This window comes from Prevotella sp. 885 (genome assembly GCF_002265625.1).
Classification (GTDB): Bacteria; Bacteroidota; Bacteroidia; order Bacteroidales; family Bacteroidaceae; genus Prevotella.
This window is the reverse complement of sequence record NZ_NOVE01000052.1, coordinates 1-25,672: the sequence shown is the minus strand read 5'-3', so window position 1 is coordinate 25,672 and position 25,672 is coordinate 1. Positions and strand designations below refer to the sequence as shown.

Here is a 25,672-nt window from a genome sequence, read left to right as displayed (position 1 = left end):
TGCAGAATCTTTCAATGCAAAAGTCAAGCATTTCAGAGCACAACTTCGGGGTATCATTGACAAGAAATTCTTTCTCTTCAGACTAACAAGATTGTATGCTTAATCCACACACTTTTTCAGGTGAGCCCAATAAGCTCTTTTCTTTTGTCAATTTTAGCCTTGTCCCAAAGATGATCCTGTTCCGTCATGTTACGGATTTCCTGTTGCTGGAGTAACTGGGTATAGGTGTTTCGTTTAGCTTCAAAAGAATTGTTTCCGATAGATTCGTTATGATGGCCAGAAAGTAACAAGTAGTGTTTAAATTCAACGTTGTTCCAATAATCCCACCATCCGTCTGTTGTAGTCTTCATCCATTCTATATGATTGACAACAGCATGAACGTCACCTTCAAATTTCTTGAAGACATCATTCAATCTCCATGTGAGAACAGCGCGTGTACCAATAACTCTGTGACGCAAGAATATAGAGGTTAGAGCCTTGGCTAATAATCTGAAATCGTCATCAGAAACGCCATTGCTATAAGCCTTGATTACAAATGGAAAAATAATAGCAGGCTGGCCGATAATCCACAGTGTGTGTGCCATAATATCCGTTTGCTCGTTGCGAAGCGCGTGCCAAGCCAAAGAAAAAACCGCCATACGCATAGCAAGAGAGCCATAGCGTAGGCGGCTGAAAGAAAGGAGCACCCGAATGGGAGGACTTTGATGATTAATTCAAATTACTTGTTTCTTAAGCAATTCCATATTGTCATTTTCTATTTTTTTGATTCTCCTTATACTATCTTGTTCTCGTAATCTGATTAATTTTAGTCTTCTTTTTGATTCTAATTCTACTGCATTCAAATCAGTATAGATAATTCTAACCATAAAACAACTAGCCCAAAACCAAAATTCCCCATCTTTATATGGCTGAAAATCCCATTCCGCAATAATATTAGCATTTTTCCAACTCCATATTGAAGCTAAGGAATTGTTTATTGCAAATTTATTATCAGTTGCTTCGATATCTTCATTTATCTGTACCTTTGCAATAGAGTCGGTATCAATTGAATATGTAGCCGATTCCCTAGACACTCTATTATACACTAAAATTGAATCTGGATTATTGTATTTTTCTTCATAAAGTTTTTGAATTGACTTAATAAAATCACCACTACTAAGTTCAACTCCTTTAATGTCATCAATTATATTTGAGAAAATAAGAATTTCCCCTTGAAGTACTTTTTGGTCTTTTATAAAAAATATGAGTTGTGCTGGATGCTTTGTAGTTTTTAAAGGGAAATCTTCCCGGGAACCATTTTTCATATGTTGCCAACCTACATGATTTGCAATGAATATAGTATCAGTAGTGTATACTGATATACCGAGATCTTCATATACAACTTTCATCTTATTTTCTATTGGTACGTAAGAAGACAACGAATCCAAGGGAACAAAAGTTAAGTTCCTAAATTTTGTTCTTACAACAGACAATGAATCTCCCAAGTGAACATTGTAAAGACTCAGACTTATAGTGTCATTGATATGGGAAATATAATTGGACTCATTTTTTGAACATCCACAAAAAATACCAATCATCAGAACATTCAAGACTATCGTAAGATAGATAAAATGTAATTTAGAGAAAATCTTTTTCATATTTACATTTAAAATTTGCTTTATAAAATTCGGGATTTAATCACCCTCACCGCACTGATACCGCACCTAAGTGTACGAAAAGCAGCCATGCACAGATAGAGAACCAATGCGCATGGCGGCTGAAGTATAGGAGTGCCCGAATGGGGGTAGAATATATTAATTCTCATCAAAAGGATCAGGGCCATATTCATTCTCACCATCACTTCCCATTACAGAGAATATGAATAGTATGAATCCTCCAATATATGGAACTAATCCCCAAAAAATCCACCAACCGGATTTACCAATATCATGTAATCTTCGAACACGAAGAGCTACAATAGGAATAAAAGATATAGCTACGAATATGCCTATCAGAGCTAAAATTGGTTTATCAATACCCGTTGCAACACCTAATAAGACAGCACACAAAATTGTTGCATACAAGAAAAGTACGAACCACCAATATTCGGAGCGTGTGGCTCTTCCTGAAAATGTAGCATACTTTGAATAGACGGTTTTAACTGATTCTGTGAATTTCATAAATGAGTCCCTAAATTAGTGTCGGGCGCAACTTTTAATTGTTGGTTAATACTTTGAATACTTAAAGGTACAACAAATTCAAATACCCTTACCAAATTATACCTTAATTCCGCAAGACTATTGTAATTTAAACCTTTTAGGTACCTGAGCAACAAAAAGTTGCCCAGGATTTTGCCATGTCGAAGAACTCTCTTATCTTGGTGCTGTAAAAACAAAAAAGAAAATCCAACGATAGACATGACAAAAGTACAGATTAAATCTGAGAAACTTACACCTTTTAGTGGACTATTTTCAATCATGGAGCAATTTGACACCACATTGTCATCTGTAATCGACTCTACCCTCGGTCTAAGGTGAAGATCGTTCGGTTATCGGTACAGCGAAATCATCCGTTCTCTCATGAGTATCTACTTCTGTGGTGGTTCTGTCACTACTCATTTGATGAACCATCTCTCGCTTCATACGACACTTCACACTTGTAGCTCTGACACTATCCTCAGAGCGATAAAGGAACTGACGCAAGAAAACATTTCATACACATCAGATACGGGGAAGAACTACGATTTCAACACGGCTGACACTCTCAATACTTTACTGCTCAATTGTATGTTTGCATCTGGCCAACTGAAAGATTTTGATGTGTAACTACTCAGCACCTTTATAGAAGTAATCACCATCACGAACACCCACTGCAAGCTGCGCTCCTTCGGAGCTTGCAGTGAGTTTCTGATAGATACGTGTCCCTTCAGGAGATAATCTGCTATGGGAGGCTGCGTGGCTACGGCGAGACGCCATAGCCTCCTAAGTTTGCCTTGTCTGCTGTAATTCACAACTGAATAATTCAAAATCGCAGGCGAAGCCGAGAATAATTCCTAATTCAAAATTCACCGCTCGGCTCTGCCGCTTGCCTAAGCAAGAACTCCTCATTCGGACGCCTTGCCGTCCGACACAATATTTGCATTTCTAACGCTCAATACTATGAGCCCGGCGCACAACAAAATCTTTGGTGCGAAATTCTTGAGTTTTGAGCGTGCAGCGATAGTGTACTGACATACAGCTGATTATGCTGCTATGAAAAGAATTGTGCAATGAATTACGGAGCAAACAAGCATCATTGGGTTGCAATAGCGCCACTTTTACACTACAATAGTGCCACTTTTATCATGCAATAGCGCCACTTTTACTGTCTAATAGTGGCACTATTGTAGTGTAAAAGTGGCGCTATTGTTAAGCTCGGGTGCTGTTTGCACAGCAAAACACCGTAAAAACAGCAAACCGGAACTCTATAATCAATTTTTGTTTTGTAACAGTTTTTTACCATTTGTACGATATTTGCATGGCGGACGGCGGACGCCGTCCGAATTAGGAATTTTGAGTTCTTGCTTAGGCAAGCGGCAAAGCCGAGCGGTGAATTAGGAATTGTGCGCCAAGGCGCATTGTGAATTATTTTGAATTGATAGGACAATACACTTATGATTAAAAACAATCTGAACATAACGAAGATAGTTTGAGTGAAAAGCCTACAGATTACTTAAAGCATAAAGCGGAACAATATCTACGTGACGGACATCATCATGGGCTTCATTGTCTACATATTCAAACTTTCCAAAATTTTCCAATGAAGTACGGATAGCATTGTGGAGTCCTTTCTTTCTCATAAACAGCCACAAACTTTGCATGCTACCTCGTGTACTTGCCTTGACTTCTATCGGCAAAACTACGCCGTTTCTTGCCACAAGATAATCTATTTCTGCATTCGTACCTCTTGCCATATTTTGCCAATAATACATTTCCGCCTTCTGAAAACAATCGTGATTCTTGACCAATTCCAATCCTGCGAACATTTCTGAAGCTGCACCTTTATTTACAAAATCCACGTCTGAAGAAAGAAGAATATTCGAGGCTGGAGTTCCAAGCATTGTCTGCATAAGTCCAAGATCCAAGAACAGATATTTGGTGTAACTGCTGTTTTCTTCAGCACCGAGCGGCACGCCATTTCCGTCACTATGAGTAACTGGCTTAATCAATCCTGCCAATGTCAACAAATGCAAGGCATCCTTTATTAAAGACGAATGAATATCGTCAGCTACCTGACGGAATACAAACTTACTACCTGCCTGCAAAGCTACAGACCTTAATACCTTTCTTAATAAAGCAGGAGATACGCGTGACTTATATTTAGAAAAGTCGTCCTGATAAGTATCAAGAATATCGTTATGTATATGGGTGCATTCGATATAGCTCTTTGATTCAATCCATTCAGTAACCGCAGCAGGCATACCCCCTACAAGATAAAACGACTTCAACTGCTCCACCAACATATTATGTACGGCATCAGGAAGCGGTGATGTGGCTTTGCGCTTGAAATTTACCGTCGTATCTAATCCTTGCGCCAAAAGGAATTCATCAAACGAAAACGGATACATATACAAGGAACGTATGCGTCCTACCCCGAACGAAGGCAATTCCTCAAGCGTAAACTCCAGCAATGAGCCAGCAGCTATTACATGCAGTTCTGGATAATCCTCTTTGAAATAACGAAGAGACATTATTGCCTCTTGGCTAACCTGGATTTCATCGATGAAGAGCAGGGTTTCACCTGCAACAACCGGAATACCGATTGTCGCACTTATTGCCTCACAAGTTCTGTGAACATCAATGTCTTTTGTAAAGAGTTGCTTTATTGATGGTTGGCTCTCCAAGTTTATCTCTACAAAGTACTTAAATTCCTTACCCAACTGCCTTACTGCCGTTGACTTTCCGACCTGTCTTGCGCCTCGAATAAGCAGTGGTTTTCTTCTTGCAGAATCCTTCCATTCCAACAGTTTTGCGTCTATATTTCTCTTATAATATGTCATACTTCTATATTTTGCTGATTATCAACGCAAAGATACTGATTTTATCCAAAAGTCAAGGCATAAAACCGTTAAATTCATCCAAAAGTCAAGGCATAAAATCATTAAATCTATCCAAAAGTCAAGGCTAACGATAAAAAAATCGGTCATTAGAAACTTGGCAAATGCAAATTTCTAATGACCGAAATCTCTTTTATAATCCAATCTTCACGCTTCCTCCCGCCATTATCCACAGACCCGGCTGGCGAACTCCGCCGAGGTCATAATAGCGGTGGTTGGTGATGTTGTCTGCCTTTACATACAGGCTGTATGTGGGGGCGGTCCACTGCAACTTACAGTCTACCTTTGTGTATGGCTCGTAGTGATTCATGCGCTCCTGCCAGCGTACTGCCCATGAAGCGGAGAGGCGACTCCAGATGCGATGGTCGAGCTGGAAGGTGGCTTTGTGGCGCAAATACTCCAAGGCGTAGAGCGAGCGATAGACGGGTTGCTCGGTGGTGTGGCGCTGGTGGATGCGGGCATAGCCAGCCTTTATACGCGTGACGAACGAACCCGGAAGAAGCTCCGTCATGTTGAGCGTGGCGTCAACGGAATAGCCCATATTGTCAAGCTTGCCGATGTTCATGGCATGATACTTACGGCTCTCCTCCGTCTCGTACACCCAGTCGATGATGTCGTTGCCCTTCGAATAGAAGCCGCTTACGACAGCCTCAACGCCGCGGGTGCGGAAGCGGGTGCCAGCCTTGAAGGTGGAGGTGCGCTCGGGACGCAGACCGGTGTCGCCCTGCTGCACGGAATTGCTGGTGTAAAGGTCGGTGTATGTGGGTACGCGGAGCGCCTTGTTCCATGAAGCATAGAACTTCCACATCTCGTTGGGACGATAACTGAGGTCAACGCCGGGATAGAAACGGAAGTCGCCATCCAGACCTGTGTTGCGATTGGCAAGCACACCTGCAGAGAGGGTGAAGCCACCGAGGATGACGTTATGCTCGAGGAAGAGGCTGGTGTTGGTGCGGTCGCCACGATGGTCGTAACGACGGTCCGTGCCATGAATGTCCTTCCATTCGTTCTCGGGGAGCAGGTCGCCGTAAGCCGTACTCAGGATATGCTCCTTGCGGATGTCCATGCCCACAGCTGTCTTGCCGAGGAGCCATGTGGCGTGAGCGTTAAGCGAAGCTCCGTAAACGTCGGTGCGATGATAATTCTCGCCGTTCTTGGCTCCCTCCTTGCCGCGTGTGAGCTGATAGTGGTCGACATCGCGGTGCCAGTAAGCCTGCGGCGTGATGACGAAGCGCTCGTCGCCGAAGGGCTTGATGTCAGCCTGTGCGGAAGTGATGATGCGGCGCGTGGCCTCCCATTGATTATCAAACTTGGCGCTGTAGAACGTGGAAGCGCCATAGTCCTGCGACGAAAGTCCGGCTTGCCAGACGAGGTCAGCGTATCTTGAAGTATAGGAGCCTGTATAATATGCACGGCGACGCTTGAAGTCGCTGTTCTTGGTTCCGCCGTCGCTCTGCGTATAGCCTCCGCTGAGTTTCTGGCTGACGCTGCCTGTGAGCAGGCTTACGCCGAAGTCGCCGCCGAAGGATCCGAACGAACCGCCCTCAGCCGAAAGGCGTACGCACGACTCGCGGTCTGGACGCGTGACGATGTTGATGGCTCCGTTGAAAGCCGACGATCCGAACACACGTGCCGATGCGCCCTCGAGAACCTCGATGCGCTCAATGTCAGAAAGCGAAACAGGGAAGTCGGCTGCGTTATGACCTGTCTGTGGACTTGAGATGTTTACGCCATTCAATAGAATGGTGATCTGGTCGAACGTGCCGCCGTTGATACTGATGTCCGTCTGAACTCCAAAGCCACCGCGCTGACGGACATCCACGCCCGTGGCTAACTTCAAGAGGTCGTTTACACTCGCTGCCTCCGCACGCTGAATGTCGTCGCGTGTGATGACAGAGACGATCTTTGCCGACTGGAGAGCAGTAAGCGGCGCACGCGATCCGGTGACCAGCACCTCATCGAGCTTCACCTCCTCATGTCCCAGAGTGTCGGCAGCTGCAGTCTGATGAACGGGCTTTGTGCTTACGCCGTCTGCCTTGGCGTAGGTCAGTGTTGCCACGCTAAGTGTGCAGATGAGCACCTCTCGTCCGATGCAGCTGAACAGCGCATAGCTACGGCGCGTGAAATGCTTGAAGCGCAGTGCCTGCATGCTGTTGAATCTTTGTCTGTACATAGATTTGATTGATGTGAAATAATTAATAAAAAAACAGCGCTTTCCGAGATGCCATACGGTCCGAAAAGATGACAGTATGTAATGACGGGATGGCGCTTTGAACCTGCAAAGTTATAAAAAAAGCGTTAAATTGACAAAACAATCGCGCTTTTATTCGTTTATCACAACAATCGTAACGAACGCCCATAACAAAAAATGTGAGGCCTCATTACAACCGTAACGAGACCTCACATAAAAAATCTTACTTCTGCTCTGCCTTCTTGCAGCAGCTCGGTTTCTGCTCTGCCTTCTTGCAGCAGCTCGGTTTCTGCTCTGCCTTCTTGCATGCGCTCTGGCAGTTCTGCTTGTCAGCTTTCTTGCTGCAGCCCTGCTTCCGCTCTGCCTTCTTGCATGCGCTCTGGCAGCCCTGCTTATCAGCCTTCTTGCAGCAGCCCTGCTTCTGCTCGGCCTTAACGCACTTCACCTCGCAGTTCTTGTTCTTCTCACACTTTCTCTCGCAGCCTTGCTTCTTGTCTGCCTGCTTGCAGCAGCCCTGCTTCTTATCACACTGCATGACGGCGTTGTCCACAGTGCCTAATGTCTTGACGCTCTGTGCGGATACCGCCATAGCGGTGAGCATCATCACAAGCATTAACAATGTCTTTCTCATAATCTTTTTGCTTTTTGTTTTACTACTTTTCTTATGTCTTTTTTCAGACATGGCAAAGATACAGATAAAATCAGAAAACATCACTCTGATTTAATAGAATAATATTTAATACATGTCAAAATTCCCTTTTTATCCAAAGCTTCATCAGAGGATCGTCAAATACTATTGTCGCGTCATCTATATATATCAAATCCTTCTTGAGCAACGCTTTCTTAACACTCTGAATGTTGGCGGACGACTCCAGACGATATTTCTGAATCACCTCTTTTCTGCTAAAGCCTGATGTTACACCACAAGCCAATGCTTTGAGGAAGTTAAGCTGTAATTCTGTCAACTGTTCCACTTCTCTTTGGAAGAACACCTTGTTCTGCTCCAAGATGTCATCAAGCGCATCATTGATGATTTTATTTGTGACGACGCGGTCTGTCTTGTACCAGACAATCCAAGAAAGATGCTGCACGTATGACGAAAGGTTCTCCGTGAGGTTACATATCTTTTCGGCCTGGTCTTCATTAATGGTCTTACCTGTAACGTGGAACTGATGACAGATGTATTTCGTCCAGTCTTCTGTTGAAATCTTGTTCAGGAATATCATATCCCCGAACTTATAGAACGGCATACTCTTATCGTTGAAAATGTATTCCATCAGATGCTTCTTGCTACCGAACATGCAGTACGTGGTATGTTGCTGATGCTGCCATGCTGTACGAAGTCGTTTTTGGAAGGATGTGCTGTCTGCAAAGTCAGCTATCTGCTGAAACTCATCAAGACACACTACGATGCGCTTGTTTTTCTTCAAAGCGAGTTTTTCGGGTAAGGCAAGAATGCTTTCAACGGTTTCCGGATTTTGGTTCCATTCAAAGGATATGGAGAAATCGTTCAGTGGATCTGACCCGAAAGAGAACTTTGGCGATATGTTGGAGAGAAAGTTCTTAGCCATCTCCACCCACTCGTCTATTTTTGACGAAGTCTGCTTGATAACCTCATTGGCGTAGTTTCTGAAAAAGTCATATTCAGACTTACACTGAAACACATCAATGAAGATAAACTTGACATCGTCAGACGATGTCTCGCTTATAACTTTCTTGACAAGAGAAGTCTTGCCCCATCGACGTGGAGAAATAAGGACAGTGTTGATGCCATGAGTGAGATTGGCAGCAAGACGTTTGCTGTCCTCCACTCGGTCTGTGAAATATGCTCCTTCGGCAGCTTTGCCGAATACAAAAGGGTTTTCCATATTGTTTCTTTGTTGTGTGTGTCAGTGCAAAGATACAAAAAAATAATCATTAGTAACAAGCCTGTTAGTAATAAAGCTGTTACTAATAAATTTGTTACTAATTAGTATATCACTCATTATATACCGTAAAATTAACTTTTAATAAATACTAACGGACAAACAATCTCATTTTTTATTGTTACTTTTGCCAACAAATAAAAACAATAAAAAAACATGAAAATTATGAGGACAATTCTATCACTTGCAGCATGTGCCATAGTGGCGCTCGCTGCATGCGCACAGAGTAAGGAAGGAACAGAATATAACGTAAGCGGACAGTGTAATAACGCCGCAAAGGTGTATATCATCGAAATGGGCAGCAGACAGGCTCAAGCCATCGACAGCGCCACTGTGACGGACGGTAAGTTCAGCATGAAGGGCACGGCGGAAAAGGACGCGTTGCTCGGCATCACAGCCACGAAGAACGACTACAGCGTGTTCTTCAATGACGGCACTCCCGTAACCATCGACATGGCAACAAAGATATTGAAGGGCTCTGACCTTAACACACGCCTCAACGGATATGACCGCGAGCTGGACGCCATCTCCTCACAGACAGCTCCTCTGTATATGCAGTACAGCGAGGCGCAGGAGGCTGGCAAGAGCAAGGAAGAGCTGGAGAAACTCGCTGCCGAACTGACGCCGAAGCTGGAAGCTCTCTCTAACCAGCTCGTGAAGCGCGTAAAGGAGATTGTGAATGAAAACAAGGACAACCTCATCCCCGCCGCTTTCATCAATAACATAGTGTACGACCTGGAATATCCTGAACTGAAGGAGGTGCTCGACCCGAAACGTGCATACGCTTCTCACCCGGCTCTCGCTGGTGCAAGACAGTATCTCACTGCCCTTGCCAAGAAGGCAGGCATCATCGGACAGCCATTCATTGACATCACCGAGAACGACATGGACGGCAATCCGCACAAGCTCTCCGAATATTGCGGTAAGGGCAACTACGTGCTCATCGACTTCTGGGCAAGCTGGTGCGGACCGTGCCGCGCCGAGATGCCGAACGTGAAGGCTGCGTACGACAAGTATAAGAGCAAGGGATTCAACGTAGTGGGACTGTCGTTCGACAACAGCCTGGAGAAATGGAAGAAAGCTGTGGACGACATGCAGCTCGGATGGGTGCACCTCTCTGACCTCCAGGGATGGAAGACTCTCGCTGGACAGACCTACGGCATCAACTCTATCCCTGCCAGCTACCTCGTTGACCCGAGCGGCAAGATCATCGCCGCCGACCTCCGTGGCGAGAAGCTCATGGAGAAGCTGAAAGAAATCTACGGATTCTAATTAGGAATTAGGAGGTACGGCTTCGAGCCGTACCACTTAATCTATATTACACATTAATTGCTTTTAAGGCTGAGTGGTACGGCTCGAAGCCGTACCTCCTATTATTTATATAAAGGAAGGAAGAAAAAAGGACATAAATGGATAACAAGAAAGCTACACTCGAATTAGGAACCAAGCCTGTCGGCAAACTCTTAGTGCAATATGCCCTACCAGCCATCATAGCGATGACGGCATCGTCGCTCTACAACATGATAGACAGCATATTCATCGGACAGGGTTGCGGACCTCTGGCCATCAGCGGACTGGCCATAACATTCCCGTTCCAGAACCTTGCGGCTGCCTTCGGAGCCGGCGTAGGAGTCGGAGCCGCGACGTGCATCTCCGTAAAACTGGGACAGAAAGACTATGCCACGGCACAACGAATCTTCGGCATCAACATCACGCTGAACCTTCTGGTGGGCATCGTCTTCAGCATCATCACGCTTTCTTTCCTCAATCCTATCCTCCTCTTCTTCGGAGCCAGCAAGGACACGCTGCCTTACGCACGCGAATACATGGAGGTGATACTCGCCGGAAACGTCATCCAGCAGATGTTCTTCGGACTGAACGCTGTGCTGCGTGCTGCCAGCAAGCCAAAGCACGCCATGGGAGCGTCCATGCTCTCCGTGCTCCTCAACGTCATCCTCGCCCCAATCTTCATCTGGCCCTTGGGCATGGGCATCCGTGGAGCCGCTTGGGCTACGGTGATATCGCAGTCGGTGGCGCTGGCTTGGCAATGCCGACTCTTCAGCAACAAGAATGAGATAATGCACTTCCGACGTGGCATCTACCGTCCGGAGTCACAAATCGTAAAGAACATCTTCGCCATTGGCATGTCGCCTTTCGCCATGAACGTGTGCGCCTGCATCGTCGTGATATTCATCAACACCGGACTGCAGAAGTACGGCGGCGACATGGCAGTGGGCGCTTACGGCATCGCCAACAAGATGGCTTTCATATTCATCATGATAAACATGGGCGTCAATCAGGGAATGTTCCCCATCACGGGATACAACTACGGTGCACGCCGATACGACCGTCTGCTCCGACTGCTCAAGTACGGACTGTGCACAGGATTCAGCATCACCACGTTCGGCTTTATCCTCGTCCACCTGTTCCCTTACCAGTGCGCACGCCTCTTCACCACCGATGCCACACTCATCAGCATATCCATCAGAGCCATACAGATAAACATGCTCGCCTTCCCGCTCGTAGGCATTCAGATGATAACGACGGGCTTCTTCCAAGGTATCGGCAAGGCGAAGATAAGCATGCTGCTCTCGCTCTCCAGACAGATGCTATTCCTGCTGCCTCTGCTCATCGTCCTGCCACGCTTCGTAGGACTGGACGGCATCTGGATTTCGCTGCCTATTGCCGACACCACAGCGTCTATACTCGCCACTATAATCCTGATACGGTATGTGCGCAAGTTCCGCACGATGGCAAGCGCGAAGGCATAGCCCCACAATAAGAAGAAACTATAACAAGAAACACCACATAATATGCAAAACGACAATATCATTATATGCATCGGACGACAGCTCGGCAGCGGCGGACACGTCGTGGCAAAGAAGATAGCGGAGGTGTTCGGATGCAAGCTCTACGACAAGGAGATACTCAACCTTGCGGCACGCGAAAGCGGATTCTGCGAGGAATGCTTCGAGAAGAACGACGAGAAGAAGGGCTTTCTGGACCTCATGTTCCATGTGCACGTGCCGTTTATCTCGGACAATGCCTTCTACGATAACGAGATGTCGCAGGAGAATCTTTTCCGCATTCAGAGCGACGCCATCCGCAAGGCGGCTGAGGAAGGACCGTGCGTCTTCGTGGGACGATGCGCTGAATATGTGCTCCGCGAACACAAGAACCTTGTCAGCATCTTCATCACGGCGGACATCGATGAGCGCATAGCGCAGATACGCCAGCGCCATGACTGTACGGAAGAGGAGGCACGAAAGATAATAGAGAATCAGGAGAAGGGACGCTCGTCATACTATAACTACTATACGGGCAAGACATGGGGAAAGAGCGAAAGCTATGACCTCTGCATCAACTCGTCAAGACTGGGAATGGAGGGCACTGCAGAACTTGCCGTCAGCTTCATAAGGAAAGCTCTGGAAAGGAAGGCTGCGGAATGAAGACCATCGGCATTATCAGCGACACCCACTCTTTCTGGGACGACAAGTATCTGACTTACTTCGAGCCATGCGACGAGATATGGCACGCCGGCGACATCTGCTCCCCATTCCTTGCGGAGCGCCTCGCCGAGTTCAGACCTCTGCGTGCCGTCTGCGGCAACTGCGACGGCGGCGACCTCCGTATGATGTATCCGGAAGTGCTGCGCTTCAAGTGTGAGGACGTGGACGTTCTGATGAAGCACATCGGAGGTTATCCCGGTAAGTACGACGCAAGCATCAGAAAACAGATTTACGAACGTCCGCCCAAACTCTTCATAAGCGGACATTCACATATTCTGAAGATAATGAACGACAAGGAGCTCGGACTCCTTCACATCAATCCCGGAGCGGCAGGACTGCAGGGATGGCAGAAAGAACGTACCATCGTAAGACTGACCATCGACGGCGACAAATTCAAGGACTGCGAAGTGATAACACTCGCCGATCCGCGCAAAAACAAATAATAGAAAAACACTTTTAACACGCTAAAGAGCTATAAAGACATTATGAAAATCGGATTGTTTATTCCATGTTACGTCGATGCCTTGTATCCGGAAGTGGGAGTGGCTACCTACAAACTCCTGACAAGCCTCGGACTCGACGTAACCTACCCTCTCAAGCAGACTTGCTGCGGACAGCCAATGGCAAACGCCGGCTTTGAGAAGATGGCTACGGACATCTCACGCCACTTCGACGATCTCTTCAAAGAGTTCGACTATGTGGTGGCGCCGTCGGCATCGTGCGCAGCCTTTGTCAAGCTTTATCATCCACGACTTGCCAAAGGTAATCACGAATGCCTCACGTCTAAGAAGATTATGGACGTGGTGGAGTTTCTGCATGACGTCGTGAAACCGACAAGCCTCAAGGCTCACTTCCCGCACATCGTCAGCGTACACAACTCGTGTCACGGCGTGCGCGAACTGGGACTGTCGTCGCCGTCAGAAAGACAGGTGCCGCAGTTCAACAAGATTATCGACCTCCTCCAACTCGTTGACGGCATCACCATCCGTGAGCCGGAGCGTAAAGACGAGTGCTGCGGCTTCGGAGGAATGTTCTCCGTGGAGGAGCCGGACGTGTCGAAGCGCATGGGAGAGGACAAGATTGAACGTCACATGGCTACGGGGGCGGAATACATCACCGGTCCCGACTCGTCATGCCTTATGCACATGCAGGGCATTGCAAAGAAGGAGAACAAGCCTATTAAGTTCATACACGTGGTAGAGATATTAGCAGCAGGACTATGAGCACACTACATTCCGAAGCGGCACGACGCTTCAACGATAACAGAGAAAAGACCTCTTGGCACGACGCCACCTTCTGGTCATTAAGACAAAAACGCGACAACACGGCGTCAGGGTTGCCTGAATGGGAGGAGCTGCGCGAACATGCCAGCCAGATAAAGCAGCACACCATAACACACTTGGCTGACTATCTGGAGGAGTTCAGCACGCAGCTGGAGAGCCGCGGCGTCATTGTGCATTGGGCTAAGGACGCAGCCGACTTCAATAACATCGTGCTCGACATACTGCAGAGTCACGGCGTAAAGAAGATGGTTAAGAGCAAATCGATGCTTACCGAGGAGTGCGCCATGAACCCGTTCCTTGAGAGTCATGGCATCGACGTCGTGGAGACCGACCTTGGCGAACGCATCCTACAACTGCTCCATCAGAAGCCGAGCCACATCGTCATGCCTGCCATACACCTCAAGAGAGAAGAGGTGGGAGAGATGTTCGAGGAGAAGGGCATAAGCAAGGAGAAAGGCAATTATGACCCGACCTATCTGACAAGATGCGCACGCGAGCATCTGCGCAACCAGTTTATGGAAGCAGGAGCAGGAATGACGGGATGTAACTTCGGTGTGGCAAAGACCGGCGACATCGTAGTTTGCACCAATGAGGGCAACGCCGATATGTCAACGTCAATGCCTAAGCTGCATCTCGTGGCAATGGGAATAGAGAAGATTGTGCCCGACTATAAGTCGCTCGCCGTATTCCAGCGTCTGCTCTGCCGTTCTGCTACGGGACAGCCCACAACGGCTTACACCTCACACTTCCGTCAGGCAAGGCAGGGAGCGGAGATGCACGTCATCCTCGTGGACAACGGACGAAGCGACATCCTTGCCAACGACGAGCATTGGGAGACGCTGAAGTGCATTCGCTGCGGAGCCTGCATGAACACATGCCCTGTATATCGCCGCTCGGGAGGCTACTCATACACTTACTTCATCCCCGGTCCCATCGGCATCAATCTCGGCATGCTGCACGATGCGCCACGCTATACCGACAACGTCAGCGCTTGCACGCTCTGCCTGTCGTGCGACAATGTATGCCCGGCTAAGGTCAATCCAGGTTCGCAGGTTTATCTGTGGAGGCAGAAGCTCGACTCGCTGCACAAGGCGAACACGATGAAGAAATGCATGTCTAAGGGAATGGAAGAACTCTTCAATCACCCCCTACTCTATTCTTCAGCCTTGCGTATGGCTCCTCTTGCCAATATCATACCGGACAGCCTGACGCACATCCGCTCACTCAATCCTTGGGGCGTGGGACACACAATGCCGAAATTTGCAAAGGAGTCGTTCCAGACTATGTGGAAGAAAGGAAAACTGAACCATAACGAACAGAAAGAACAATGACATACAAAGACGAACTATTGGAGAAGTTGCGACGCAACACACACGAACAATATCCGATGCCTGACACACCTATAGACGGCATATCGTATGACGACACGGTAAAGCAGTTTGTGGATATTAGCATGTCGGTGGGCAGCAAGGTGGTGATGGCTAAGCCGGGCGAAAAGCTCGACGACATCGTAAGAAGCGCCTATCCGGAAGCAAAGACCATAGCCTCAAACATAGCCGAACTGACCATCGCCACCATCAATCCCGACACCGTGGCAGAGGCGCAGGACCTCAACGGCACCGATGTAGGCGTGGTGTACGGACAGATTGGAGTGGCGGAGAACGGTTGCGTATGGATTCCGCAGGACATGAAGGAGAAAGCCGTATGCTTCATCAGCGAGTATCTGGTCATCGTCCTCCCGAAGAGCGGCATCGTGAACAACATGCACGAGGCATACGACCGCATCTGCATGCCTAAGACCGGACTCGGCACATTCATCTCAGGACCGTCAAAGACAGCCGACATCGAGCAGGCGCTGGTAATGGGAGCGCAGGCTGCACGAGGCGTGACAGTGGTCATCAGAGAGGATTAAGACGGATAAGCGAAAAGAACATACAAAAAGAGAGGAGAGGTTAAAGAAGTTGTTAAGCTTCTTTAGCCTCTCCTCTCTTATATAATAATATGTGTTTGAACTTTCGCAAGTTCAGAGAATATGCGTGATTACTTCACTACGATTTCGTCCGTGAACAGCCAGCCACCGTCCATTGTGGTCTTGCCCTGTACGCGGACATAACGTGCGTTCTTCGATCCCTTCCATGAAAGGGTACGGAAGCCAGACTGGATGTCGTGGTCCACCTTGCTGCTGGTGGTATATACCTCAGTGAATGTCTTGCCGTCGTCGCTGACAGACACCTTGAACTCCTCTGGGAAGAACACCCAAGCGCCATAGCTCTGCATGAAGTCAGCCGAAACAGAAGATATCTTTGTCTTTGCTCCGAGGTCGAGAGTGACGTCAAGGCAATAGTCCTTGCCGATGAATCCCTGCCACTTCTTGTCGCCATAGGTCCATCCGCCACGTACACCGTCAACAAGAGTCTGGTCGCCGGCAGCAGGATACTTGGGAGAATACTTCTTATTGAATATCACCTTACAGCCACGTGCCTTGTGAGCTGTAGGCTTGAGCGACTCAGGACGCTCTCCCTTCTCATGCTTCAGGTCGAACGTGTTGACGCCAGCCTTGCGCAACACCTCAATCTGCTGCAGCGCACGCTGCTTAAACTCAGGATAATCCTTCTTCTTCGTTCCGTTCCATCCAATCTCGGCAATGGCAAGAGCGCGCGGATAAAGCATATACTCTACGTGTTCCGGAGTCGGGATATATTCTGTCCACAGATTAGCCTGCACACCTGTTATCATGTTTCGCTCAGCCTCCGGCAAGTCCTCACCTGGCACATAGCCATACACTTTCTCAAGAGGCAGATAGCCTCCGATGGCCTCCGGCTGTGTGTTTGGAGCGTCCTGATAGCTGTCAAGGTAGCAGTAAGCACCCGGAGAGAGAACCACGTCGTAACCGTGCTCGATGGCTTCATGCGCCTTCTCTGTTCCTCGCCATACCATAACGGTGGTGTTCTTGGCAAGGTTGCCGGCGATCACCTCGTCCCAACCCACCAGCTGTCTGCCGTGCTCGTTGAGGAAACGTCCGAAATGGGCAATCAGACTGGCCTGCAGACCTTCCTTGTCTGTGCCAAGTTCCTTCATCTTGCGCTGGCAGAGCGGACACGTAGGCCATGACGCCTTGTCAGCCTCATCGCCACCTACATGGATATACTTGGACGGGAAGATGTCCATCACTTCCTTCAGAACATTCTCAAGGAAGTCGTATGTTGCCACACTACCCGCACAAAAGTCCATCTGCTTGTAAGGCTCGTGTGTGCAAGATAGTTCGGGATAAGCCGTCATCACCTCAGCCGAGTGACCCGGCATCTCTATCTCAGGCACGATGGTTATGCCGCGCTCAGCAGCGTAAGCCACGAGGTCGCGTAATTGGTCCTGAGTGTAATAGCCGCCGTAAGCGCCTTCCGAACCTTCTTCGATGTAGCGTGCGCCGTTCTTCGACCATTCCTTCCATGTGCGCTCAGGACGCCATGCCGCCAACTTGGTGAGCCAAGGATAGCGCTTTATCTCGATGCGCCATCCGGCAGCGTCGGTGAGATGGATATGGAGGCGGTTGAACTTATACTTCGACATTACGTCCACCTGCTTCTTGATGAACTCAATCGGCTGGAAATGACGCGACACATCGAGCATCAGCGAGCGCCACTTATATGCCGGAGCGTCGTCAACGTCGCAGCAAATGATGCCACCCTTCGTGGTAAGCTGACCTATGGTCTGCCAAGCATAGCGGAATCCGTCAGCAGTGGCGGCACTTACAAGGAGTGTGTCGGAAGTGATATGCAGGCGGTAAGCCTCAGGCGATGAAGGATTCGCCATACGTGCGAAGCGCACCACACGGCGACCATCATTCTTGGCTGCCTTCAGCCAAGGCTTTGAGTAGATGTTCTCCGCAACGTCACCGGCAAGGTTCTCCACCTTTACATTGCCCGGTGCCGACGGGAAGAAGCCCTTTGCCTTCACAAACGACTGCGGCTTGGGAAGCAATGACTGGGCATTGGACGTGAGGGCCATCATAGAACATGTGGCCAAGAAAAACAATTTTACGAATTTGTTTGTCATAGAATGGTTTTTATAAAAAACGTGGTAAATCGTAATGTAAGACGTAATCAAGTAGTCTGCGAATACATCAGTATTCATTGCAAAATTAGTAAAAAAAAGTGAGCTATCGGCGTTTAGCGGTCTCTAATTTGTTTTCTTTTACACTATATAAACGCAAGAAAAAGCAGAATACTACAAAAGCTGAAAAAAAAATGACATTCAGCCTTTATAAAATAAATCCTTACAACGCTACCGCCTCATCATCAGTACCATCCTTAACGTCTTCATATCCACCATGCAAATATCGTACAAAGAGTAAAAACATGTTACAAAATAAAAATCAATTCTAGAGAATCAAAAAGCTGTTTTTATGGTGTTTTGCTGTGCAAACAGCACCCAAGCTTAACAATAGCGCCACTTTTACAGTCCAATAGTGCCACTATTAGAGTGTAAAAGTGGCGCTATTGCATGATAAAAGTGGCACTATTGCAGTGTAAAAGTGGCGCTATTGCAGCGAAAAACGGCTCTTTTGCGAATCTGATTTCATAATATTTCTTCAGAAAACCGCATAACACACTGTGTATAAGTACATTGTCTCCAAACGCTCAAAACTCAAGAATTTCGCACCAAAGATTTTGTTGTGCGCTGAACGAAGAGTATTGAGCATCAGAAATGCAAATATTGTATTCGGCAGAACTACTGAAGAGTGCGAAAACAACCTTTCCCCCGTAGAGATTCACTTCTTGGAGAACTTTGAACGTGAGCAGAAGAGATTGATTGGGGGAGAAATGAAGAAATAAGTTATGATGAAAGTAGGAGGTAAATACCTGCAATTAGTATTTACCTTCTACCCGATATTCCATATTCCTGTTTACTTTACATGAATTTTCAATGTTGTTCCTTTCACCTTCACGATGTAGACACCTGAAGCGTTCAGTTATATATTGTGTTCTGTGCCGCGATATACAGTAGATCCGGCATAGTCAGAAATCTTGATGATGTCATTATCTGCAAGACCCTCAACCTTCAGACAACGGTTTTCTACTGTCAGTTTTATAGTATATTCTATTTTTGTAGGCTTTGCCAATATTACTGAAACTTCTTTTGGCAGCGAAATTGAGTCTGTCGGATATAGTGGATAGATGCCCTTTGCACCATTCCACGCCGCCTTTTGCTCATATTTCTCAATTGACTCTTTTGGAACATAAAGTCTCGTAGTTTTAACTACATTTGTGTAACAAATTGGTGGCTCTACAGCAAAACATAACATGCTTGTCAAGCTACTGCAAGAGATGTATCTATTATTAGTTGATTATCAGTATTATACGTTCTAAACGGTAGAAAAGTGACTGTGTGGATTCTATATAGATACGAAATGGCTAAAATTTAACGTATTTAACTTTCGATCACATTGTATTCTCATTTTTGGACATTAGCGTAAGAACCTTTCTCTCGCAAAAATATAAGACAGGTGACATCTGTCAAGGATTGCAGCAATAGCAATACTTCCGATTATGCTAACGGCAATAGTGAAGACCGTATGTACCCCCCAGAATTATCAAAATTGAATAGTGGCAATGCTAACTTGCCTCCCATTGTGAATATTGGATGAAAAAGGTATATAGGAAGTGTGTTTCTTCCAATATATCCTATAATTCCCAAGACCTTCTTGTTTTTGATACTCTGTATGAGTTTCGGAACGAAAGAAAGGAATGACAATGCTAATATTGTAACCGCTAAAAAGTTCCAATTTTTATAGTTTGGGAAACTTGCTATTGCTATGAAAGGCAGAATACTCCACAACGATGGTTTTATAATTTCATCAAGACGTTTTTCAGACAGACGCAAACAGACACCAGTGAAATAAAAAGCTGCATTCGTAGAATTAAGAACTGGAGTGTATTGTGAGACTAACATAAGAAATGTGGCAAATAAGCACAATTTGCCCATTATGCTCCATTTGCCAACCAAATTGAATGTCAAATAATATATTACCCCGCATATAGCCATTGTGTACAAGAACCAATATGGACCAATAGAGGTGACAAATATCGTATTAAGAATTATAGGTATTGTAAATTCGTTTACCCCATCTCTTACTGGTAGTAATGTTGATACAAAAGCATAACCGGTAACCATTATTATATAAGGAATGAGAATCTTCATGGTGTAAGACGCAAATTCCTTATACGTTTTTCTGATGTTTACCAAATAGCCTGTAATCAACAAAAACGCTTGCATGAAAAAGAAGTTTATAAAGTTTTTTACGTCAGGGTATAGTGTACTGAAATTCACGATGTGTATCATCACGACCATGCATATAAGTACACATCTTTGATAATCTATATTGTTGTATTTCATCTTTCTTAGAGGGTATGATGATATATATATTTCAGGTTTTATTTATTAATTATCTTACCACAACGCAATCTTGCCTGCAATACCCAAATCAAGAGTGGCTGTTGCGATACCCAAAGCTTGGAATACACGACTCATTGTTGGCAATGTGATAACACTTGTACCTTTCTCCAACTTTGAAATTTGAGCACGCTGCACACCGATACGTTCACCAAGTTGTTCTTGCGTGAGGTTTTGTGCCAATCGAGCCTTGCGTATGGCTTCGCCTACAATATAGGCATTCACATCTTCTTTGAGTTTAGTTTCCATTGCTTCACGCTCTGGTGTACCTCTTTTACCCCAAAGTTTATCTTTCATATTGTCTGCTGGTATCAATTTCATCTGTGCCATAATGCTATTTATTTTTATTGTTAAAATACTCTTTTCTTATTTCTTCTGCTTTGGTAATTTCCTTTAGTGGTGTCTTCTGAGTTTTCTTGACTATGCCATGTGTGGCAATTCTGTCAACACCACTTTTAGCTTGTTGATGCCCATTTTGTTTTGAATTATGGTACAAAGATAACGATTTGTTTCCAAACGACGATACAAGATTCGGTTTTTCATCAAATCAGATCTTATTTTTAACACTCTCACGACTTGATATTATCAAAAATAAAAGGAATTATGGGCAAATCTCGCTTTCCATTATTCCTTTCCATAATATTCGCATATAGATGCAAGGCAAGCCACCCCACATTGCATTGAATCTTTTTGCTTTATAAAGGGGAAGCGTTTCTTTTTATTTGCTTATCTGTGGTGTATTAAACTTACCTAAACCGGTATTGTCTTTACTTGATTCTATAAGTATCTTGCCATCGTGCCTTCTTGATTTTCCTACGGAGAATGTATATGTGGCAGTCAAGCGTGCCATATGCTGAAGTGGTTTCCAATCCTTGTTCTCATTATACCTAAGAATAGGTAAATTCGAAACAGTATAGTTGTTGTGTCCTGAATAATTGTATTTTGCACCTACTGACCAATTACCTATTTTATATTGTATCGTTCCAGCATATTGAAGGCTGCCACGTGACAAAAGGTCGCCGTCGTATACTTTTGTTGGTGAATTAACACTGAAGATCAAAGACAAGTTTTCAAATGATGCTGTAATATTGCCACCTATACGCCAATAATCAAAGTTGATATTTTGCGATGGAGTTTCAAGTCGTGAGATATAGTATTCAACATAGGGTGATAATTCTAACCATTTAAATGGATACCAACTCCCATAAAGGTCAAATCTCCATTCGAAATCACCTCCTATATTTTGAGGTCTGAAATAAATATTATCGCTTTCTTTTAGTATTGTGGTAGCTATCTTATTGTTAGCATATGATGGCTGTACCATGAAGACTATCTGATTTTTATTATTGGGTGAGAAATATGCAAACGACAATTTCCCCGATGTAATCCAATAATCTTTCAATTTTGGATTGCCAGCAGATATCAGCCAAGGGTCTAAATAGGTCTCACTCTCAGTGATTTCATTTAACGAAGGAGATATATTACGCATTGTCAACGTCAACTGCACAGTTGTTCCTTTCATTTTACCCTTTCCCCACCAATCTGAATAAAGTCTTATGTAAGGAAGAACAGAGTTTTGCGATATACCCGAGGATGTCTGCTTAAATATATTCAATCCAACAGCCGGAACAAACGATATTGTATTCCATGTCCAGGAACCACCCGTATTAAGGAACTCATTGTGAGAATATGGTTTGTATTTGTTATTGAATGAAGTCTGATTAAGTTGCTTATATTCATATCTTGAACCAACACTCAATGAGCCACCCCAAAGCGGAGAGGCATAGACAGCGTTTGTAATAAATGAATACGAATCATTATCCACTCTTGAGTGTAAATTGTAGTCATAGTCATTGTTTCCTGTATTCTCCGAGAGCATAGATTGCTTCGAATCCGAATAACTATTTCCAAATGTATTGACAACATTTATGGCAAACAGACGGCCTTTCTTTAATAAATAGCGATAGTATAAATCTACAGCCACCGTATTGGAACGACTCTTCAAAAGGCTTGTACCTTCACCATTATATTGGGTGTCATCTGTCGAAATAAGGCCCGCCCTTTTTTCTTCATCTTGTAAGGGTTCAATGATAGTATATACCTTAGCATTAAACAGATGATTACCCTGATATCTTTGGTACGATGCACTGATGTTATGATATTGACCTTTATAGCGACTTGTACCCCTATATTGAGAATGTAGTTGCGGACTATAAGTGTATTCAGCAAGATTATCAATATTGCCTATGTTTCTGTAATCAATCAGATAATCCAGTTTTACTTGGTTCAGAGAATCCGCATACGTCAAGTCAATCTGGTTTGTTCCAAATTCTGTGTTTACAGCATTAGAAGTGTTGAAATAACCGGCATAAGATCTATCGTGCCTCTTCTTCACAACAATGTTGACTACAGGCCCTGCAGTCAGACTCATGTATTGAGGAGGAGCAATAGAATAAAACTCTACGTTCTTTATGTCCTCACCCTTATATCCACGTAAGTCATATGCCGTTGATGGAACGCCATTTATAAGGATAAATACATTTTGTCTGTCCCAAGAAACCAATTTTGTTTCATTTATTGCTGTTTGGAACAATTCTAAGGAAGAAACTGCATCTAAAGCATTTGTACCAAACTTTTTATTGTCGTTTGATAAATATAGTACATCGTGATCACCCTTATGAATAATCCTTTCTGCTTTAACCACAACTTCACTTAGTCTAAAAGATTTGATAGTATCTAATGATTCTTGAGCATTACCATTCAAAACAAGAAACAAGAGACTAATTATTGCTAGAACCTTTTTCATAATTTTTTTATCCGAGTTGATGTTGCAAGTAGTCTAATAAACTAACCTCAAACAGAGCGTTAGTAAACGCCTTTATATGTATTGGACTATTTTCCCACCCATAGCCCGCTGCATGTTACTTACATTCAGCTCGGCGTAGGCGTTTCTCTTGTGGTCTTAGAAGAGCACGTCTCCTATAACGACAGTCAGAGTGCTTATAATCCGGCCACAAATATGATAAAAAAATCCAAAATAAAGAAAGAATCGGCAAGAAAATTGCCATAAGTGACAGATTTTAGTGGATTTCTTGTTTTGCTACAGTTATTTCGTAAGCGTATCCGCGATGCAGCCTTGTCCATATTTTTTTATCTCTTTACCTTTGCTGCGTGAATAAAAAATCTAATATGATACCAGCAAAACGATATGAAAGCGAATGGAATGCTTTTTGAAAGAGTTGCCACGTAATCCAACTGTCACTTTATCCTCTGTTCAAAATAAATGGCATACTAACCGCAAAGGAATGCGACGCTGGATGAGTAACAACGGACTATCTGTAAAAGAAGCCAAGAAGCGTATACGTGGGTGTAATCAATATGTGACAGAAAACCCAATACCACCTATACCCGAAGTTGCGGATAGTCTGTTCCTACCAATGGAATGAACCTGGGGATAAACGGCCTCTATAAGTTAGTGTCGCATGAGATGGATCTGCCTCCGCTAAGCGGGGCTGTGTTCATCTTCTTCATCAAGAACCGGCAGCAGGTAAAGCTCCTGCGTTGGGATACGGACGGTTTCACATTGTATCACGCTACGAACTCATCCCCATGCGCTTCATCAAGAAGATATACCATGTAGGGACGATTTCGATGCCAAGGTTATCGTACGCCTTATCAACTTCCTTTACCACAAGAACCACAAGTCTCCCGAAAACCGCATAACACACTGTGTATGAGCATATTGTCTCCAAATGCTCAAAACTCAAGAATTTCGCACCAAAGATTTTGTTGTGCGCTCAGCTCATAGTATTGAGCATTAGAGATGCAAATATTGTATTCGGCAGAACTACTGAAGAGTGCGAAAACATGTTTAACTCCAAGTCCTAATGATTTTGGTTTATACATATTTTTAACAGTCTGATTGTCAACTATATACATAGTAGAAATATATAAGGTTCTAACCCCTCGCAAAACGTCCATTAACAAAAATTTATAATTTAAGCTACAACGAACACATCTCCATTAGTATTATCAACTCTATATTGATTCGTGCAAATAAATGTAGGATTACGACGGTTATTCGTGCGAAAGATTGGAGGGAAAAAAGTCAGAGCCTCTTTCAATTTAAAACTTAGACAGGTGTGAAGCAGATAAAAGCCATAAGTTTTTAGTTTTGTGCTCACTTTTTCAAGTCGGCTCGTTACTAAAGTTTCGCAAGTGAATATCTACAAGCTTTAACTTTATTTAGGAATAAAAAAGGCTCTAAAATTTGTGTAACTCACAGAAAACGAGTATCTTTATAATCGTCAAAGAATAAAGACGTCATTTAATTTTCTAAATTTTAGGAGGAACGATTATGACTAAAACAAGAGAAATCTACCGTTGCACGGTTTGTGGCAACGTGGTAGAGGTAGTGAATCCTGGAGCCATGCTCAGCTGCTGCGGTCAGCCCATGAAACTGATGAAGGAGAACACCACGGATGCGGCAAAAGAGAAGCATGTGCCCGTTATAGAACCGATCGAGGGCGGCTATCGTGTAAAGGTTGGAAGCGTAGAGCATCCGATGCTCCCAGAGCATTATATCCAATGGATAGAGTTGCTCACTCCTACCGATGTACTTCGCCATGAGCTACAGCCAGGCGAGAAGCCAGAGGTAATCTTCCTAACAGATGCCAAAGAGGTATCGGCTCGCGAGTATTGCAACCTGCATGGGTTGTGGAAAGGAGATGCCAACACATCACCTCACGATGAACACCATTGATCTTGGCTATGTAATTCCCGCTATTAGGGTTTACTCGGGACTTGCACCCGTTAGACAATGCTCATGCCGAGCGTACTAAAAAAAGGTCTTCAAAGTCGTTTGACTCTGAAGACCTCAAGTAAAAGAAGGCAGCCACCTACTCTCCCGCATTGCATTGCAGTACCATCGGCGCAAACGGGTTTAACTTCTCTGTTCGGAATGGGAAGAGGTGGGACACCGCCGCAATAACCGCCTAAAATAGGGTTAGACACGTTGATTAAGCAAAACTATTGTTAAGTTGTACAACAACTGAAAGCACGACTACTCGTGAAGAAAGTCTCGGGCAATTAGTACTGCTCGGCTTTGACGTCACCGTCTTTACACCTGCAGCCTATCTACGTCGTCGTCTACAACGACCCTCAATGGAGTTCTCATCTTGCGGATGGCTTCGCACTTAGATGCTTTCAGCGCTTATCCTAACCAGACTCGGATACCCAGC

22 protein-coding genes, 2 rRNA genes and 3 pseudogenes are annotated in these 25,672 nt (G+C 45.0%); 11 read left to right on the top strand and 16 right to left on the bottom strand.

Annotated features, from left to right (window positions below; all coding sequences use genetic code 11):
• Positions 1-103 (top strand): annotated as a pseudogene (locus CHL74_RS16360) (ISAon1 family transposase); the annotation flags it as partial.
• A 13-nt stretch (positions 104-116) separates the two neighbouring features.
• Here CHL74_RS16360 and CHL74_RS12695 read toward each other — a convergent pair.
• From CHL74_RS12695 to CHL74_RS12685, 3 genes are all read right to left on the bottom strand, one after another.
• The gene (locus tag CHL74_RS12695; protein ID WP_176452262.1) at positions 117-584 is read right to left on the bottom strand and encodes a GmrSD restriction endonuclease domain-containing protein; all 468 of its coding nucleotides are present in this window, start codon (positions 582-584) and stop codon (positions 117-119) included.
• A gap of 129 nt (positions 585-713) precedes the next feature.
• Positions 714-1,388 carry a hypothetical protein gene (locus CHL74_RS12690; protein ID WP_176452261.1) on the bottom strand — a complete coding sequence of 225 codons (675 nt, stop codon included), beginning with the start codon at positions 1,386-1,388 and terminating at the stop codon, positions 714-716.
• A gap of 405 nt (positions 1,389-1,793) precedes the next feature.
• A complete protein-coding gene (locus CHL74_RS12685; RefSeq protein ID WP_094881587.1) occupies positions 1,794-2,159 on the bottom strand; it encodes a DUF805 domain-containing protein in 366 nt (121 codons plus the stop codon).
• A gap of 237 nt (positions 2,160-2,396) precedes the next feature.
• Between CHL74_RS12685 and CHL74_RS12675 the strand changes: the two are divergent.
• Positions 2,397-2,792: pseudogene (locus CHL74_RS12675) on the top strand (IS1380 family transposase); the annotation flags it as partial.
• Positions 2,793-3,679: 887 nt separating this feature from the next.
• On the opposite strand, the gene CHL74_RS12670 reads toward CHL74_RS12675, so the two are convergent.
• From CHL74_RS12670 to CHL74_RS12655, 4 genes are all read right to left on the bottom strand, one after another.
• A complete protein-coding gene (locus CHL74_RS12670) occupies positions 3,680-5,017 on the bottom strand; it encodes an ATP-binding protein (RefSeq protein ID WP_094881585.1) in 1,338 nt (445 codons plus the stop codon).
• A 190-nt stretch (positions 5,018-5,207) separates the two neighbouring features.
• Positions 5,208-7,247 (bottom strand): TonB-dependent receptor, encoded by a 2,040-nt coding sequence (locus tag CHL74_RS12665; protein ID WP_094881584.1) that lies wholly within the window; start codon positions 7,245-7,247, stop codon positions 5,208-5,210.
• A gap of 241 nt (positions 7,248-7,488) precedes the next feature.
• Positions 7,489-7,896: a hypothetical protein gene (locus CHL74_RS12660; protein WP_141241329.1), complete on the bottom strand. Its 408-nt coding sequence runs from the start codon at positions 7,894-7,896 to the stop codon at positions 7,489-7,491.
• A 115-nt stretch (positions 7,897-8,011) separates the two neighbouring features.
• Positions 8,012-9,133, bottom strand: coding sequence for an AAA family ATPase (locus CHL74_RS12655; protein ID WP_094881582.1), 1,122 nt, complete (start codon positions 9,131-9,133; stop codon positions 8,012-8,014).
• Between the two features lie 222 nt (positions 9,134-9,355).
• Here CHL74_RS12655 and CHL74_RS12650 point away from each other — a divergent pair, with 222 nt between their 5' ends.
• The 7 genes from CHL74_RS12650 (at position 9,356) to CHL74_RS12620 (ending at position 15,894) form a co-directional block, all read left to right on the top strand.
• Positions 9,356-10,462 carry a TlpA disulfide reductase family protein gene (locus CHL74_RS12650; protein WP_176452260.1) on the top strand — a complete coding sequence of 369 codons (1,107 nt, stop codon included), beginning with the start codon at positions 9,356-9,358 and terminating at the stop codon, positions 10,460-10,462.
• A gap of 137 nt (positions 10,463-10,599) precedes the next feature.
• Entirely contained in the window at positions 10,600-11,961 is a 1,362-nt protein-coding gene (locus CHL74_RS12645) for an MATE family efflux transporter (RefSeq protein ID WP_094881580.1), read from the top strand.
• Between the two features lie 42 nt (positions 11,962-12,003).
• Entirely contained in the window at positions 12,004-12,639 is a 636-nt protein-coding gene (locus CHL74_RS12640; RefSeq protein WP_094881579.1) for an AAA family ATPase, read from the top strand.
• The gene (locus CHL74_RS12635; RefSeq protein WP_094881578.1) at positions 12,636-13,142 is read left to right on the top strand and encodes a metallophosphoesterase family protein; all 507 of its coding nucleotides are present in this window, start codon (positions 12,636-12,638) and stop codon (positions 13,140-13,142) included. The genes CHL74_RS12640 and CHL74_RS12635 overlap by 4 nt, the downstream gene beginning before the upstream one ends.
• A gap of 42 nt (positions 13,143-13,184) precedes the next feature.
• Positions 13,185-13,922 carry a (Fe-S)-binding protein gene (locus CHL74_RS12630; protein WP_094881577.1) on the top strand — a complete coding sequence of 246 codons (738 nt, stop codon included), beginning with the start codon at positions 13,185-13,187 and terminating at the stop codon, positions 13,920-13,922.
• Entirely contained in the window at positions 13,919-15,313 is a 1,395-nt protein-coding gene (locus CHL74_RS12625; RefSeq protein WP_094881576.1) for a lactate utilization protein B, read from the top strand. The genes CHL74_RS12630 and CHL74_RS12625 overlap by 4 nt, the downstream gene beginning before the upstream one ends.
• Complete coding sequence (locus CHL74_RS12620; protein ID WP_094881575.1) at positions 15,310-15,894, top strand: LutC/YkgG family protein; 585 nt, start codon at positions 15,310-15,312, stop codon at positions 15,892-15,894. The genes CHL74_RS12625 and CHL74_RS12620 overlap by 4 nt, the downstream gene beginning before the upstream one ends.
• A 128-nt stretch (positions 15,895-16,022) precedes the next feature.
• On the opposite strand, the gene CHL74_RS12615 is transcribed toward CHL74_RS12620, so the two are convergent.
• The 7 genes and pseudogenes from CHL74_RS12615 to CHL74_RS12580 form a co-directional block, all read right to left on the bottom strand.
• Positions 16,023-18,035, bottom strand: coding sequence for a glycoside hydrolase family 20 protein (locus CHL74_RS12615; protein WP_094881574.1), 2,013 nt, complete (start codon positions 18,033-18,035; stop codon positions 16,023-16,025).
• A 916-nt stretch (positions 18,036-18,951) separates the two neighbouring features.
• Positions 18,952-19,101 (bottom strand): hypothetical protein, encoded by a 150-nt coding sequence (locus CHL74_RS15885; protein WP_176452259.1) that lies wholly within the window; start codon positions 19,099-19,101, stop codon positions 18,952-18,954.
• A 425-nt stretch (positions 19,102-19,526) separates the two neighbouring features.
• Entirely contained in the window at positions 19,527-20,375 is an 849-nt protein-coding gene (locus CHL74_RS12600) for an acyltransferase family protein (RefSeq protein WP_094881571.1), read from the bottom strand.
• Positions 20,376-20,429: 54 nt separating this feature from the next.
• The gene (locus tag CHL74_RS12595) at positions 20,430-20,762 is read right to left on the bottom strand and encodes a helix-turn-helix domain-containing protein (protein ID WP_094881570.1); all 333 of its coding nucleotides are present in this window, start codon (positions 20,760-20,762) and stop codon (positions 20,430-20,432) included.
• Positions 20,763-20,766: 4 nt separating this feature from the next.
• Positions 20,767-20,871 (bottom strand): annotated as a pseudogene (locus CHL74_RS16355) (type II toxin-antitoxin system RelE/ParE family toxin); the annotation flags it as partial.
• A 185-nt stretch (positions 20,872-21,056) separates the two neighbouring features.
• A complete protein-coding gene (locus tag CHL74_RS16590) occupies positions 21,057-21,131 on the bottom strand; it encodes a cysteine peptidase family C39 domain-containing protein (RefSeq protein ID WP_141241331.1) in 75 nt (24 codons plus the stop codon).
• Between the two features lie 19 nt (positions 21,132-21,150).
• Positions 21,151-23,238 (bottom strand): outer membrane beta-barrel protein, encoded by a 2,088-nt coding sequence (locus CHL74_RS12580; RefSeq protein WP_094881569.1) that lies wholly within the window; start codon positions 23,236-23,238, stop codon positions 21,151-21,153.
• Between the two features lie 636 nt (positions 23,239-23,874).
• On the opposite strand from CHL74_RS12580, the gene tnpB reads away from it, so the two are divergent.
• Both tnpB and CHL74_RS12565 read left to right on the top strand, forming a co-directional pair.
• Positions 23,875-24,072 carry an IS66 family insertion sequence element accessory protein TnpB gene (gene tnpB, locus CHL74_RS12575; protein ID WP_094881568.1) on the top strand — a complete coding sequence of 66 codons (198 nt, stop codon included), beginning with the start codon at positions 23,875-23,877 and terminating at the stop codon, positions 24,070-24,072.
• A gap of 717 nt (positions 24,073-24,789) precedes the next feature.
• On the top strand, positions 24,790-25,194 hold the full coding sequence (locus CHL74_RS12565) for a desulfoferrodoxin (protein WP_040596306.1): 405 nt from the start codon (positions 24,790-24,792) through the stop codon (positions 25,192-25,194).
• Between the two features lie 123 nt (positions 25,195-25,317).
• Here the strand turns inward: CHL74_RS12565 and rrf are convergent.
• Together rrf and CHL74_RS12555 are read right to left on the bottom strand one after the other, a co-directional pair.
• Positions 25,318-25,430: ribosomal RNA gene (gene rrf / locus CHL74_RS12560) — 5S ribosomal RNA — on the bottom strand.
• A gap of 70 nt (positions 25,431-25,500) precedes the next feature.
• Positions 25,501-25,672, bottom strand: a 23S ribosomal RNA gene (locus CHL74_RS12555); the annotation flags it as partial.